Here is a 14,500-nt window from a genome sequence, read left to right on the forward strand (position 1 = left end):
ATGACCTTTAGGACAGGTCCATAAGCTCGCTTCACTCGTATCCCCCGCATCGTGACACCGGCGCAGCCGACGCAGCCGCGGGCGAGCCGCGAACGGCCGCTTCAGCGCGCAGCCGCCCGCGAAGTCTTGCGCCGCCGTGGCAGGGCCGCGAGCGCGAGCAGCAGCCAGGCCGACGTCGTGCCGTCATTCGTCGCGCAGCCGCAGCCGGCGTCACCGGTCGCGGGCGCTCCGCCGTCGCTCGCCTCGCCGCCGCCGTCCGGGTCCGTCGCGCCGGTCGTGCCCGTCGGGGACGGCTCGCCGCCCTCGCCCGACTCGCTGTCTCCGCCCGTGCCCGAGGCGCCGGTGGTCGGAGCGCAGGCGGGCTCCGCCTCTCCGTCGCAGTCGTTGTCGATGCAATCGCCTGCCACCTCGGCCGCGCCCGGCCGGCGCGCGGGGTCGGCGTCGTCGCAATCACCGGCGCACAGGCGGACCCCGTCGCCGTCGCCGTCCGCCTCGTCGGCCGGCACGGCGTCGTCGCAGTCGTTGTCGCGCCCGTCGCACACCTCGGCCGCACCGGGGTGGCGCGTCGCGTCGCCGTCGTCGCAATCATCGCCGCCGCAGGCGACCGCGAAGTGCCCGTCGCCGTCGCCGTCGGTGCACGTGCAATAGAGCCCCGCCGCCGCCAGCCCGTCGATCATGCCCCAGCCGCCCTCGTTGTCGGGCGCGTCGGGGTGCGACGCGGTCGCGCGCAGCAGCGCCAGCATCTTCGCCGGGGTCAGATCGGGGTACGCCTCGAGCAGCAGCGCACCGACCCCCGCGGCCAGCGGCGTCGCCAGACTGGTGCCGTTCGCCTGCTGATATTCGTCGACTGTGCCCGGCCGGACCACCCACACGTCCTTGCCGGGCGCCAGCAGGTCGGGCTTGATCCGCCCGTCGAAGGTCGGCCCGCGCGACGAGAAGTCGGCGATCACGCCGTCGAGGTTGGTCGCCCCGAGCGCGATCACGCCGTCGACGTCCGCCGGCGCGATCAGGGTCCCCGGCTCGGGCCCATAGTTGCCGTTGGCGGTGAACATGATGAGCCCGTTGGCCAGCGCCACCGCGGCCGCCTGCGACACCACCGCGGTCTCGCCGTCGTAATGCTCCCACGTGTACCACTCGTGGTAGCCGAGCGAGGCGGTGAACATGTCGGCGCCCATGCCCTCGAGCCACTCGAGGCCGGCGACGTACAGATCTTCCTCGTACGGCATCTCTTCGCCGATCCGCTCGGTCTTGGTCAGCAGCACCGAGACCCCGGGCGCGACGCCGGAGAAGCTCTCGCCGTCGTCGCCGGCGAGCAGGGACAGCACGACGGTGCCGTGGCGGTCCTGGCCGACGTCGTCGCCCGGCTCGTCGGCGACGACGTCGTCGCCCTGCACGAAGTCGCGGGCGGCCAGCACGTTCAAGCCGGCGAACGCCTGGTGCCCCAGCGAGAACCCGCTGTCCTGCACGCCGACGACCACGCCGGCGCCGGTGAGCCCGCACGCGCGCATCGCCGGGACATTGAGTATTTCCAGCTGGACCTCGGCGACCCCGAACGCGGCGGTCGTCCGCGCCTCGTCGGCCAGCGTCGACCTATGATCATTGCGCCGCGTCCGCGCGACCGGCTGGAGCCGCGTGACGAACGGCAGCCCGGCGATCGCCGACCGCTGCACCGCGTCGGCCTCGACGCTCACCGCATTCAGCCAGCGCGAGGACATGCGGACCCGCGCCCCGGTCGCCGCCACCGATTGCACGTACGCGTCTGCAGGCGGGAGGTCGCGGACGTCGACCCCACGATCGCCGCGGACCCGCATTCGCCGGCGCAGCGCTCGCGGCGCCAACTCTCGCTCCTGACGCGACAGCGCCGCCTCCAGCTCCGTCGCCGACACCTGCTTGCCGGCGAAGAACACCCACATCGGCGGCTCCACCGCCGGTGATGACGGGGCCCGGGCCACGAGGCCCGTGGCGATGACGAGAGCGGCGATCTGCAGCACGGGGAGCGTCCTTTCCTGGCGAGCGCGCAAACCGCCGCGCGACACGACGCGGCATTATGGCTGCCGCGTCACGCAGGATCCGCAGGTCTCGCTCCAGTTTTCGTGAGTCTCATCTCGGCTCATTACCCCCTACCTGCAATGATGGCACCGTGCCGATGATCTCAGCCGCGCGCGATCTCGCGCGGCGATCGTCACCCAGCGCCTTCTTCCTCGCGTTCGCGGCGCCTGTCTTGTTAAACTGCCGCAGATTGACGGACTCACGTGAGGAGATGGAAGCGCTGCGAGCTGCGCTGCGCGCAGCGGAGGCGCGGGCCGACGGGCTCGCCGCGGCGATCACCGGAGCCTCGGGGGCGGCCGTGACCCTGCACGCGGTCGACGGGGTCCACCGGGCGCTCGCGGTCGACGGCAGCGAGGCGCTGCTCGGTCACACCGCCGCCGAGTGCCATGATTGGCCCGACTTCTGGCGCGCCGTGGTCCACCCCGACGACCTCGAGCGCGTGCTCGCGGGGCTGACGGGCTCCGGCCCGATCTCCGCGCGCCTGCGCCGGCGCGACGGCAGCCACGTCGACGTAGCGATCCACACGGCGACGCGCGCCGACCGGCCCGACCTCGTCCACGCGCTGCTGCTCGCCTGCGGCGAGTCGCGCCGGCTCGCCGCCGAGAACCGCGTGCTGCGCCAGCGGCTCGACGGATTCGTCACCAACATCCCCGGGATCGCGTGGGAGAGCTACTTCCAGCAATCGGCGGAGATGATGACCGTCGATTACGTCAGCGAGGTGATCGAGCCGATGTCCGGCTACACGGTCGAGGAGTGGAAGCAGCCCAACTTCTGGCTCGAGCTGGTCCACCCCGACGACCGCGCCGGCGCGAGGGCCGAGGCCGAGGCGATCTTCCACCGCGGCCGCGGCAGCTCGTCGTACCGCTGGATCACCCGCGACGGGCGCACGCTGTGGGTCACCAGCCGGATGTCGATCATCTTCGCCGACGACGGCGCGCCGATCGGCCTGCGCGGCGTGACGATGGACGAGACCAGCATCAAGGAGGCCGAGGCCCAGCGCCACGAGGCGCGCGTGCGCGAGGAGGTCATCCGCGCCCAGGAGGCGACGTTGATGGCGCTCTCGACCCCGCTGATCCCGATCGACGACGAGACCGTGGTCATGCCGCTCATCGGCACGCTCGACCCGCGACGCATCGAGCAGGTGCAGCAGACCCTGCTCGACGGGGTCGCCGGCGCGCGGGCGAAGACGGTGATCCTCGACATCACCGGCGTGCCGAAGATCGACGCCCGGAGCGCCGAGGCGCTGCTCCGGGCCGCCCGCGCCGCCGCGCTGCTCGGCGCCGAGGCGGTGATCACCGGCATCCGCCCCGACGTCGCCGCCGCGCTCGTCGGCCTCGGCGCCGACCTGCGCTCGCTCGTCACGCTCGGCACCCTCAAGGCCGGTATCGCCTATGCGATGAATCGCCGGCGCTGACCGCCGGCCAATCATGGCACCGCCAGGGCGGCGCGGATCTGCACCGCCGCGCACGATGGCGCCGGCGCGAGGTCGGCCGACCACTGGTGATATTCTCCGCGACAGCGGATAGTCGCAGCGACGATGCCCCTGTCGCCCGCACCGCCCACGCCCGTCGGCGCCTTCGCGCGCGTGCTGGCCGGCGGCTACGTCCTGGCGGTGGCGCTCGGCTTCCCCTCGATCGGGGCGGCCTCGGCGATGAGCAGCACTCCGCTCGGGGTGCTGCCAATCGTCAAGGCCGCCGCCTATGCGATGGTCGGCGCCGCGCTGACGACCTGGCTCGTGCGCGGCGCCGTGCGCGAGGTCTGGGTCGCGTGGCTCGGCCTTCTCGGCGGCGTGGTCCCGGAGTCGCAGGTGGCCCCGCGCGGCCGCTGGCTCGGCCTCGCGCTGGCCCACCTCGGCGCCGGCGCCCTCGTGTCGCTCGGCGGGCTCCGCCTCGCCGGCCTCGGCGCCGGCGCGGCCTCGGACAGCTGGGCCTTCTTCGGCGTCGTCTCGGCTCTGGTCGGCCTCGGCCTCGGCCTCGGCGGCGCGCTGCCGCGATTGTGGTGGGTTTGGCGGGCCGGCCCGGTCGAACCCGACGACGACGCCGTCGGCCGCCACCTCGGGTGGTTCGTGTTCCTCGCCCTGTCGGCGCTGGCGCTCTCGTCGGGCTTCGCCGAGACGCTGCCGGCGAAGTTCTCTCCCTCGGAGATCCCGCTGCGCCGCGGCAGCTGGGAGCGCGGCTGCGCGTCGACGCTCGCGCCCGGCCAGGAGTATTGCCCCGAGCGCCACCGCTACGTCGTGCGGGCCCGTCGCGCCGAATCGATGCACATCGAGTGGGACTTCCCGCGCGATTGCGCGGTGGCGATCGAGGCCGACGGGGCCACGAAGACCTTCGACGCCCCATATTCGTCGTACCGCGTCGACGTCGCGCCCGGGCGCGCCGTGTTCGTCACGATGATCGGGCTCACCGACGACGGCTGCTGGTTTCGCCTGCGCGCGCTCCCCGACCCGGAGGGCGCGCGGTGAGCCTGGCGATCCTCCGTTGCGAGCGCTGCGGCGCCGCGGCCCCGCTGCGGGCCGCCGCCTCGGTCGATTGTCGTCACTGCGGCGCGCAGGTGCCGATCCCCCACGAATGGCAGGTCGCCGCCGAGGCCCACGAGGCCGAGGCCCGGGTCCGCCGCGAGGTCGAGCCGCGCTGGCGACGCTTGTCGTCCAAGGTCGGCCGCGAGATCACGGCCGTCGCGATGACGCTGCTGTTCGTGCTCCCGCCGCTGTGCACGTGGCTGGCCCAGTCGCGCCTCTCCCCCCCGCCGGCGCCCGTCGAGAACCTCGGCTTCGTCGCGTTCCCGGCCCTGCTGCCCGGCGCGCTGCTGTGGCTGTGGGCCGCGACCGTCGACGCCACGGTGCTGCGCGTGCGCCGGGCCCTCCGCGCCCGCGACGACGGTCCCGCCGGCGCGCTCGCCTGCCGCAGCTGCGGCGCCCCGCTGGCCCCCGAGCCCGACGCGCCGGCGACCACCTGCCTCTACTGCGGCACCGACAGCGTGGTCCGCGATCTGCCCGCCGCCTCCGCCAGCGTCGCGGCGCGCGACCAGGCCCTGCGCACCCTGGCCGAGGCGGCCCGGGTCCTCCGGCGCCGCCGCGTCAACCTCGGCCTCGGCGTCGCCGTGCTCGGCCTCGGCGTCGCCGCGATCGTCGCCGCGACCGCCACGGCCCTGTCGCTCGCGTTCGGCGGGTGATCGAAGGACATGTCGCAAGCGACATGTCCACAAGAACATGCTCTGTCGTTCATGTCGATCGCGCCGCTCAGAACGCGGAGACCATGACCCCGGCGTCGCGCGGGTCGCGGGCGGTCGCGGGCACCTGCACGCGGAACACCGTGCCCTTGCCGAGCTCGCTCTCGACGCTGATCTCCCCGCCGAGCAGGGTGCAGTAGTGGCGGCACAGGGCCAGGCCGACGCCGAGGCCGCCGAAGCGGCGGGTCGGCGAGTCGTCGGCCTGCGAGAACGGGGTGAACAGGCGCGGCAGGTAGGCCGGGTCGATGCCGACGCCGGTGTCGCGGACGCTGAGCAGGTACACCGCGCCGGTCGGCAGGGTCATCGGCTCGACGCGCAGCTCGACGAGCCCGCCGTGGGTGAACTTGCAGGCGTTGCCGAGCAGCTGCACGAGGACCTGGCGCAGGCGCGTGCGGTCGCTGCGGATCGAGCCGAGCTCGCGCGACAGCTTGAGCTTGAGCTTGTTGCCGCCGCGGTCGGCCAGCGGGGTCACGGCCGCCACGCACTCGTGGACCAGGTCGTGCAGCGCGAACTCTTCGATGTGCAGCTCGAACTTGCCGGCCTCGAGCCGCGCGAGGTCGAGGACGCTGTCGATCAGCGCCAGCAGCTCGTGCGCCGCGCCGAGGATCCGCGTGAGGTCGGCCTCCAGCTCGTCCGGCTCGGACTCGTCGGGGTGCTCGAGCAGCAGCTCGGTGTAGCCGACGATCGCGTTGAGCGGCGTGCGCAGCTCGTGGCTGATCTTGAGCAGGAAGGACGTCTTGGTCCGACTGGCGTCGAGCGCCTCCTCGAGGACCCGGCGCCCGCGCTCCACCTCGGACTGCAGCGCCTGATTGGCGCGGGTGAGCGCGACGATCCGGCCCTCGGCCCCGGCGACGTGCTGCCCCCGGAGATCTCGCAGCTCGCTCCGCACCCCGGCGAGCTCGTTCTCGCGGCGACGGAGGGCGTCATCACGACCCTCGCCGCGCCGCTGCGCGACCGCCGTCAGCAGCCCGACCCCCGCGACCCCCGCCGTCGCGAGCCACGCGATCGTCCCTGCCCCCGCGATGAAGAGGCCCGCACCCGCGGCGAACCCGAGGACGACGGCGGAGATCCCCGTAGCCGTGCTGGTGGCGTGCACCGAGACCGCCGCGATCGGCAGCAACAAACACCAGATCGGGGTCGTCGCTCCGGCCACACTCGGCCCCACGATCGCAGTCACTGCCACGAGTGACGACCAGACGATCGCACCGACGCGAGCCCGCGAACCCGCGTCATGCCCCAGGAGCACCGCCGCAGCGAGGTGTCCGCCGACGAGGATCGCACCGACGATGATCGCGGTCAAACGATGTTCGCCAGGCGCGACGAGCACGACTCCCGCGAGCATCGCGAGGCCTACGATCACCAACACCACGCGCGACCCGTTGTCGACCGACGACACCGCACTTGTGGATCGGTTATCTCGTCGCGCGTGGTCGTCGCCGGTCGTCATCGAGGTGCAGGTCCCTCCATCATAGAAGGTGCGACCCGCGGCGCGCCACGTCCCGGCGTGAGTCGACCCTACGACCGCCTCTGCAGCCACCGGCGCCCGTGAAACACGCACGCGCGTTCTCGCCCGGCGCCCCGGGCTTCACGCCGCTGCGGCCGACGGATAGGATCGATGATCGGCAAGGCTTCTTTTCGCGGAGGAAAGGGATGATGGGGTTCAAGACTGGCGTGGTCAGTGGTGCTGTTGCGCTCGCGCTCGGATGTATCGGCTGCGACGGGGCGGAAGAGGAGTTCATCGGCGACGATGGCATCCTCCACGCGCGCGACGCCCAGTGGAATGATTTCAAGCTCAACGACTTCAAGCTCAACGACTTCAAGCTCAACGGGGCGCGCCTCAACGACTTCAAGCTCAACGGCGACGCCGGCTCGACCGACTACATCGAGTTCTACGACGTCGAGAAGGACGACGGCAGCTACACCGAGAGCGCCAGCGTCGTCGGCGGCATGCTCAAGGTCGACGGCCTGGGCCAAACAGACGTGCTGTGGTCGATCTACAACTTCAGGGTCAAGGACGGCGCGACCACGCAGTGGCGGCACCTCTATATCCGTGACGTCGACCAGATCGCCAACACCGACGTCTGGGAGTACGACCTCGACTTCGCCACCAACTACGGCTACTGGTCAGAGTTCTGCACCGACGAACAGGGCAACCCCGTCAAGGCGCTGGCGCTGCCGGACGTGTGGGACCCCAACACCGGCGCGAAGATCAGCCCCAGGCCCGACGGCGCGGTCACGTTCGCCTGCAAGAACGCCGCGCTCGCCAAGTGCGTGCTGTTCGGCTACCGCCCGTGGGCCAGCAAGAACGGCACCTCGCTCGCCGACTACCATCAGGCGTGCACCCGCATGGTCCGCGCCGACTACTGCGGCAACGGCCAGCCGCACACCGTCTCCGGCACGCCGATCCACGTCCTCGACCAGATCGGCATCCAGAACGTCGACCCGGTCACCCCGTACGTCGTCGAGGCCGAGTGGGGCCCGAACGGCGCGACCTGTCTGAATCCGAGCAACACCCGCCTGGCCGGCCAGACGATCACCTGCCCCAACCGAACCATCCCGACCTGCGGCGCCTCGTTCGCCTCGGGTGGTTTGATTCAGAGCGGCAAGATCGTACCCTGAGGCGTGACCGAAGGCGCAGAGCCCGCCGCGATCGGCCCCTTCGTCGTCCTTCGCAAGCTCGGCGAGGGCGGCATGGGGATCGTCTACGCGGGCTACGACGTCGCGCTCGACCGCAAGGTCGCGCTCAAGCTGATCCGCCGCTCGCTGATCGACCGCAGCGAGGTGCGAGCCCGCATGGTCCGCGAGGCCCAGGCGATGGCTCGCCTGTCGCACCCCAACGTGGTGCAGGTCTATCAGGTCGGCGAGCACCGCGACGAGATCTACGTCGCCATGGAGTACGTCGAGGGCCAGACCCTCACGTCGTGGCTGCACGCCGAGAAGCGCCCGTGGCAGCTCGTCCTGCGCACCGTGATCGCCGCCGGTCGCGGCCTCGCGGCGGCCCACGCCGCCGGCCTCGTGCACCGCGACTTCAAGCCCGACAACGTGCTCGTCAGCAAGGACGGCCGCCCCTGCGTCCTCGACTTCGGGCTCGTCCACGCCGAGAGCGGCCCGGCCCTGCCGCTCGGCCACGTCGACGTGCGCACCTCGGCCACCGGCCTGCCGACGATCTCCCGCATGACGACGCAACCATCGATGGGCGCGCCGATGCTGGCGACCGGACCCGGTCAGAGCGACCGCGCCGACATCCTCGACATCCGCCTCACCCGCGCCGGCAAGGCGCTCGGGACCCCGGCGTACATGTCGCCCGAGCAGCACTTCGGCGACGAGGCGGTCGGCCCCGCCTCCGACCAGTTCAGCTTCAGCACCACGCTCTACGAGGCGCTCTACGGCGCGCGTCCGTTCCCCGGCACGACGTGGGAGGAGATCAAGCGCGAGGTCCGACGCGGGGTCGTGCCGCCGCCGCCGCGCGACTCGGCGGTGCCGGGGCGGATCTTCCGCATCATCGTCCGCGGTCTGGCGCCGACGCCCGACATGCGCTGGCCGAGCCTCGAGCACATGCTCGACGCGCTCGAGCGTGACCCTCGCAAGACCGTCCTCCGCGTCGCCGGCATCGTCGCCGTCGCGGGCGCCGCCGCGGCCGGCAGCTACGCCGTCGCCCTGTCCCAGCGCGAGGCCTCCATGCAGTGCAAGGGCGCCGCCGCCGAGCTCGTGGGCGTGTGGGACGACGCCCGCGCCGCCGCGGCCGAGCGGGCCTTCATCGCCACCGGCTCCCCCTTCGCCGCCGACACCTGGCGCCGCGTCGACGCCCGCCTCGACGCCTACGCCCTCGCCTGGACCGAGGGCCGCACCCACGCCTGCGAGGCCCACGCCAGCGGCTCGCAGTCGACCCCTCTCTTCGACCTCCGCACCGCCTGCCTGTCCCGCCGCCGCGCCTACCTCTCCGCCCTCGTCGACGTGTTCGTCGCCGCCGACCGCTCCGTCATCGAGAACGCGGTCCAGGCGACCGCCGCCCTGCCCAGCCTCGACTCCTGCGCCGACGCCGACGCCCTGCTCGCCGCCGTCGCGCCGCCCGACGATCCGCACACCGCCGCGCAGGTCGAGGCCCGCCGCGCTCAACTCGCCCGCGCCGCCGCGCTCGAGGGCACCGGACAGTACGCCGAGGGCCTCCAGATCGCCCGCGAGGTCCGGGCCGCCGCCGCCGAGCTGCACTACCCGCCGCTCACCGCCGAGGCCGCGCTCGGCGAGGGCAACCTGCTCATGGCGGTCGCCCGCGCCGAGGAGGCCGAGGTCGCCCTCACCGCGGCGCTGAAGCTGGGGCTCGTGCACGGCCTCGACGTCGTGGCCGCCGAGGCCGCCGCGCGCCGCGTGTTCGCCCTCGGCGTCGGCCTCGGCCAGCGCGTCGCGGCGCTCGCCGGCGAGGCCGTGGCCGAGGCCCTCGTCGAGCGCGCGCGCGACGACGGCCGCACCGCCGCGCTCCTCCACAACAACCTCGGCGCCGTCTACGAGCTCGACGATACGGCCGCGCGGGCCCGCCAGCACTACATGCGGACCCTCGAGCTGCTCGGTCGCCGGGCCGGCGCCGGCGACCCGCTGATCGCCGCGGTGCACCACAACCTCGGCGGCCTGCTGCGCCACGAGGGCAAGCTCGACGAGGGCCGCAGCCACTACTCGCAGGCGATCACCCTGTTCTCCGAGATCCTCGGCGAGCAGCACCCGATGGTCGCCCACCCGATCGGCGGCGTGGCCGACATCGACGTCCTGCAGGGCCGCCGCGACGACGCCGCCGCCGGCTACCGCCGCGCGCTCGCGCTGATGGAGGCGACCTACGGCCTGCAGCACCTCTACCTGCTCCACCCGCTGGTCGGCCTCGGCAAGGTCGCCCTGGCCGACGGGGCCCTCGACGCCGCCGCCGTCGAGTTTCGCCGCGCGGTCGCCATCGGCGAGCAGATCGGCAGCACCCATGAGCTCTACGCCGAGGCGCTCGTCGGCCTCGCCGACTGTGTCGTCGCCGCCGACGCGCCCGAGGCGCGCACCCTGCTCGCCCGCGCCGTCACCGTCTACGAGGCCGACGGCGGGCCCAAGAACCCCGCCATCGCCCCGATCGCCGTGCGCGCCGGCCAGCTCGCCGCTGCCGCCGGCGACTCCGCGGCCGCGCGCACGTGGTTCGAGCGCGTGCTGGCCGATGCGACAGGTCCCAAAGGACACTCCGAGACCCGCTCGCAGGCCGCGCTCGAGCTGGCCCGCATGCACACTGCCGCCGGCGAACGCAAGCGCGCCTGCGAGCTGCTGCTCGACGCCCGCGTCGGCCTGCCCGCCGGCGACCCGCGCCTCGCCGAGATCGACGCCATGCACGCCGCCTGCGGCCGCTGAATCACGCGGCGCGACTCGAACCTGTCCCTCCAGACAGCTTCATCCCGCACCCGCGCCGCGCTCATCGCCGACCGCAAGCCCCTCACGCCCCCGCGAGCGCGCGACGCCGGCGCCGGCGGGCGCGCCACAGGCTCAGGAGCAGCAGGGTCAGCATGGCAGCGGGGCGCAGAAGCGCATATCGTTCAGAATAGCAAACATTCCTCCCGTGTCATGGAAGTGGTCCAGTTCGCTCGTCGGAGCGTCACAACCTCCAGATCCGCCCCTGTTGCCCCATCGCGACGCCCCCGCCGCCCCGCGCCGCCCGCAGCCCTGGCCCTCTCATTTTCAGTAACTTGAAAATTCTATTTTAATGAAATACTGTTGTGACATGCGCGTGGGCATCGTCGGCGGCCTCGACCGGAGCGAACAGAGCTACCAGCGCGCCGTGCGCGCGCTGGGCCATGAGGTCGAGCACCACACCGGCTACATGCGCGGCCACGCCTCCCTCGAGCTCGAGCGCCTCGTCGACCGCAGCGACCTCGTCGTCATCGTCACCGACGTCAACAGCCACAGCGCGGTGCAGATCACCCGCAAGCTGCTGCGCGAGCGCTCGCGACCGGCCGTGCTGGTGCGCAAGCTCGGCCTGTCGCGCCTCGTCGCCCTGGTCGAGAGCCACGCCTCGCAGATCGAGGCAGCAGCTCGTTAGGACATGTCCATCGAGACATGTCCCTGGTGACACCCAGTTGAGGCCCGCTCACCCGTTTAGACAATACTGCTTGGCGTGGAACGACGCCCCGCCCTTGAACGCCGCGCAGGCCGCCCCGCACAGCTCGAGCTGCTGGTTCATCGTGTCGGGCACGAACGTCCAGCCGTCGCCCTGCGCGCAGTCGGGCACGAACGCGTACTCGACCCCGTCGACGCTGACCTTGAACAGCGTCGGGTCGGACGGCGCCTCCTCGAGGTCGAGCGTGCAGGTGATGACGTCGATGACCACCTGCTCGAACGCCGCCTGCAAGCTGGCCTGGTCGTCACCGGGGTAGTAGTCGCTGCCGGCGGCCGGGTTGGGGCGACCGCCGGCGAGGCCCATCTCGTTGAGGTGGGCGATGAAGCCGCTACCCTGCGCAGCGAGGCCGATGACGTAGGTGGGGATCCCGCGGACGCTGTAGATCTCGCCGATGACCTCGTCGACGCCCTCGTCGGTCAGCTCCTCCCACTGGTCGGGCCCGCACAGCGCGTCGCCGTCGGTGACGAGGAAGATCGCCCGCGGGGTCGCCGGGTCGAGCGTCTCGAGGTGCGCCGCCGCCACCAGCACCGCCGAGCGCGTCGGCGTGTTGCCGGGAGGGTCGTGGCCGGGCCCCGGCAGCACCGCCAGGATGTTGGCCCCGTTCATCGGCGCCACCGGCACCTCGAAGTCCTCGGTGACGCACGAGTTCGTCGCGCTCATCGAGATGTCGAGGTCGGGGAACAACATCATCCCGAGGTTCAGCTGCGGGTCCCAGCCGCTGATCAGGAAGTCGACCGCCTCCCACAGCACCGCCCAGCGCGTCTTGTTGCCGAGGAAGCTCTGCATCGAGCTCGAGTAGTCGAGCACCAGCGCCACGTTCGGCCGCTGCGGCGTCGGCGTGACGTCGATCTCCTCGCACGGCCCCGACGCGTCCGCCATCGTGCCGACGTCGAACTTCGCCCCGCCGCCGGTGCTCGTGCTCGTCGGCAGCCCCTCGCTCGTGACCGCCGAGGTGTCGTCGCCGTCGACCGCCGTGCCCCCGCTGGTCGGCTCGCTCGTGCCCGTGCTCGTGCTCGCCCCGGGCAATGTCGTGACGCCCGTCCCCGGCGTCGTCACCATCGCCGTATCGGCGCTGTCCGTGCCGCTCTCGGCCGGACCGCAGGCGAGCAGACATATCCAGGGCAACAACGAGGGCAGACGACGCGCAGAAATAGACATGTCAGACCAGTCCAGCGCAGCATCCCCAGGCCCACAGCGGCTGTCAAGCACGCGAATCGCCAGCCTCGGGTGCTCACCGGGTCAGCGCATGAGCGTCGCCACACATGCCTACCGCAGCTCGACCTCCGCGCCGGCCTCGGCGAGCACGGCTTGCAGGCGTCTGGCCGTGTCCAGCGCGACCTTCTCCTGCACGATCCGCGGGGCCGCCTCGACCAGGTCCTTGGCCTCCTTGAGCCCGAGACCGGTCAACGCGCGCACCTCCTTGATCACGAGGATCTTGTTGGGCCCGTGGCTGCGCAGGAACACGTCGACGTGAGCCCGCTCCGGCCGCGACCTCGCGGCCTCGCGCAGCTCGACCGTCGCTCCGAACGCGACGAGCTTCTGCCGCAGCGCCTCCGCGTCCTCGGACCCGAGCCCCGCGCGCACCACCGATCCGGGCGCCTCGGCCAGGTCCTTGGCCTCCTTGAGCCCCAGCCCCGTCTCCTCGCGGATCACTTTGATGATGTTGATCTTCATCGGCCCGCAGCTGACCAGCACCACGTCGACCGGCTCCGGCTCCGGCGTCTCCTCCCACGCCGATCCGTGGAGCTCGACCGTCGCCCCGACGTCCTTCAGCGTCTTCGCCAGCGCGCGCGCCTGCTCCTCGTCCATGCCCTGCTTGACCCACACGTCGGTCGACTCGGCCAGGTCCTTCGCGTCCTTCAGCCCGAGCTCCGTCGCCTCGCGGATCGCCTTGATCACGCTGATCTTGTTCGGCCCGCAGCTCTTCAGCATCACGCCGAAGCCGTCGCCCACGTAGCCGGACGGCTCGCTCACCGGCATCGCCGCCGGTCGCCCAAACCCGTGCACCTCCACGCTCGCGCCCGCGGTCGTGAGCCGCTGCGCCAGCGAGCGGGCCTCGGCCTCGAGCATGTCCTCGCGGATCCACACGTCGGTCGACTCCGACAGGTCCTTCGCGTCCTTCAACCCGAGCTCCGTCACCTCGCGCACCAGCTTGATGACGCTGATCTTGTTGGGTCCGCAGCGCTTCAGCTTCACGCCGAAGGCCGAGGCATCCGACGCCGCCGCAGCTCGCGGCGGTCGGCGCACCTCCACCGTCGCGCCCACGCCCCTGAGCTTCTCGGCCAGCGCCCGGGCCTCGGCCTCGCTCATGCCCTGCTTGACCAGCGCGTCCGTCGTCTCCGCCAGGTCCTTGGCCTCCTTGAGCCCGAGCCCGGTCGCCTCGCGGATCACCTTGATGACGTTGATTTTGTAGAAACCGAAGTTGTTCAGCACCACGCCGAAGCCCTCGATCCGGGCGCTCGCCGCCGTCGCGACGTTCGTCGCGCGCGGTGCCTCGCTCGGCGCCGTCGCGCCCCACGTCACCGTCGCCTCGCCGGACGCCGCGCGCTCGGGCGGCGCGCTGCCGTCGTGCACCCGCACCTCGACGACCGCCCCGGCCTCCACCAATTCGTGGCGCAGCGCCTCCGCCTCGTCCTCCTCGATGCGCCGCTTGAGCAGGCTCGGCGCGTCGTCGACGAGCTCGACCGCCTCGCGCAGCCCGAGGCCCATCATCTGCTTCAGCGCGCGCACCACGTCGATCTTGTTTGCGCCCCTGTCCTGCAAGTAGACGTCGAAGAACCGCGGGCCCGCTGCCGCAGCCGGGGCCGCGTGCACTCGCACCTCGACGGTCGCGCCGGCCGCGACGAGCTTGCTGCGCAGCGACTCGGCCAGCGCCGGGGCGATCCGCACCCGGATCGCGCTCGGCACCCGCGCCACCAGATCGGCCGCCGCCGACGTCTCGAGGCCGGTCATCGCTCGCACCGCCTCGACGACCGCGGCCCGGTTCGGCCCGGCGTCGCGGAGGATCACGTCCTGCGGCACCACCTCGCCCGTCTCGCCTGCTCGCATCTCGCACGCCCTCCGGGGGCGACGATACCCGAATCCTCCCGC

At 72.3% G+C, this 14,500-nt stretch carries 10 protein-coding genes; 6 read left to right on the plus strand and 4 right to left on the minus strand.

The genetic code is table 11. The features are described from left to right. Positions 1 to 101: 101 nt before the first annotated feature. Complete coding sequence (locus K7C98_RS26540) at positions 102 to 1,991, minus strand: S8 family serine peptidase (protein ID WP_224194574.1); 1,890 nt, start codon at positions 1,989 to 1,991, stop codon at positions 102 to 104. Between the two features lie 248 nt (positions 1,992 to 2,239). Here K7C98_RS26540 and K7C98_RS26545 point away from each other — a divergent pair, with 248 nt between their 5' ends. From K7C98_RS26545 to K7C98_RS26555, 3 genes are all read left to right on the plus strand, one after another. Then, positions 2,240 to 3,463, plus strand: coding sequence for a PAS domain-containing protein (locus tag K7C98_RS26545; RefSeq protein WP_224194575.1), 1,224 nt, complete (start codon positions 2,240 to 2,242; stop codon positions 3,461 to 3,463). Positions 3,464 to 3,586: 123 nt separating this feature from the next. Next, a complete protein-coding gene (locus tag K7C98_RS26550) occupies positions 3,587 to 4,510 on the plus strand; it encodes a hypothetical protein (protein WP_224194576.1) in 924 nt (307 codons plus the stop codon). After that, positions 4,507 to 5,220: a hypothetical protein gene (locus tag K7C98_RS26555; RefSeq protein WP_224194577.1), complete on the plus strand. Its 714-nt coding sequence runs from the start codon at positions 4,507 to 4,509 to the stop codon at positions 5,218 to 5,220. The genes K7C98_RS26550 and K7C98_RS26555 overlap by 4 nt, the downstream gene beginning before the upstream one ends. A 67-nt stretch (positions 5,221 to 5,287) precedes the next feature. On the opposite strand, the gene K7C98_RS26560 is transcribed toward K7C98_RS26555, so the two are convergent. Then, a complete protein-coding gene (locus K7C98_RS26560; protein WP_224194578.1) occupies positions 5,288 to 6,430 on the minus strand; it encodes a sensor histidine kinase in 1,143 nt (380 codons plus the stop codon). Between the two features lie 500 nt (positions 6,431 to 6,930). On the opposite strand from K7C98_RS26560, the gene K7C98_RS26565 reads away from it, so the two are divergent. From K7C98_RS26565 to K7C98_RS26575, 3 genes are all read left to right on the plus strand, one after another. Beyond that, entirely contained in the window at positions 6,931 to 7,896 is a 966-nt protein-coding gene (locus tag K7C98_RS26565) for an ADYC domain-containing protein (protein ID WP_224194579.1), read from the plus strand. 3 nt (positions 7,897 to 7,899) lie between these two features. Continuing rightward, a complete protein-coding gene (locus K7C98_RS45020) occupies positions 7,900 to 10,647 on the plus strand; it encodes a protein kinase domain-containing protein (RefSeq protein ID WP_224194580.1) in 2,748 nt (915 codons plus the stop codon). Between the two features lie 367 nt (positions 10,648 to 11,014). Then, positions 11,015 to 11,332: a DUF2325 domain-containing protein gene (locus tag K7C98_RS26575; RefSeq protein ID WP_224194581.1), complete on the plus strand. Its 318-nt coding sequence runs from the start codon at positions 11,015 to 11,017 to the stop codon at positions 11,330 to 11,332. Between the two features lie 48 nt (positions 11,333 to 11,380). On the opposite strand, the gene K7C98_RS26580 is transcribed toward K7C98_RS26575, so the two are convergent. Both K7C98_RS26580 and K7C98_RS45025 read right to left on the minus strand, forming a co-directional pair. Beyond that, complete coding sequence (locus K7C98_RS26580) at positions 11,381 to 12,568, minus strand: vWA domain-containing protein (RefSeq protein ID WP_224194582.1); 1,188 nt, start codon at positions 12,566 to 12,568, stop codon at positions 11,381 to 11,383. A 108-nt stretch (positions 12,569 to 12,676) separates the two neighbouring features. After that, entirely contained in the window at positions 12,677 to 14,458 is a 1,782-nt protein-coding gene (locus K7C98_RS45025) for a ribosomal protein L7/L12 (RefSeq protein ID WP_346660302.1), read from the minus strand. Positions 14,459 to 14,500 lie beyond the last annotated feature (42 nt).

Source organism: Nannocystis pusilla (genome assembly GCF_020073745.1).
Taxonomy (GTDB): Bacteria; Myxococcota_A; Polyangia; order Nannocystales; family Nannocystaceae; genus Nannocystis; species Nannocystis radixulma.

Bases quoted from the DNA above. Each gene is read 5' to 3' on its own strand.
- K7C98_RS26550 (WP_224194576.1), top strand. From the start codon at position 3,587: ATGCCCCTGTCGCCCGCACCGCCCACGCCCGTCGGCGCCTTCGCGCGC.
- K7C98_RS26565 (WP_224194579.1), top strand. From the start codon at position 6,931: ATGGGGTTCAAGACTGGCGTGGTCAGTGGTGCTGTTGCGCTCGCGCTC.
- K7C98_RS26575 (WP_224194581.1), top strand. From the start codon at position 11,015: ATGCGCGTGGGCATCGTCGGCGGCCTCGACCGGAGCGAACAGAGCTAC.
- K7C98_RS26580 (WP_224194582.1), bottom strand. From the start codon at position 12,568: ATGTCTATTTCTGCGCGTCGTCTGCCCTCGTTGTTGCCCTGGATATGT.
- K7C98_RS45025 (WP_346660302.1), bottom strand. From the start codon at position 14,458: ATGCGAGCAGGCGAGACGGGCGAGGTGGTGCCGCAGGACGTGATCCTC.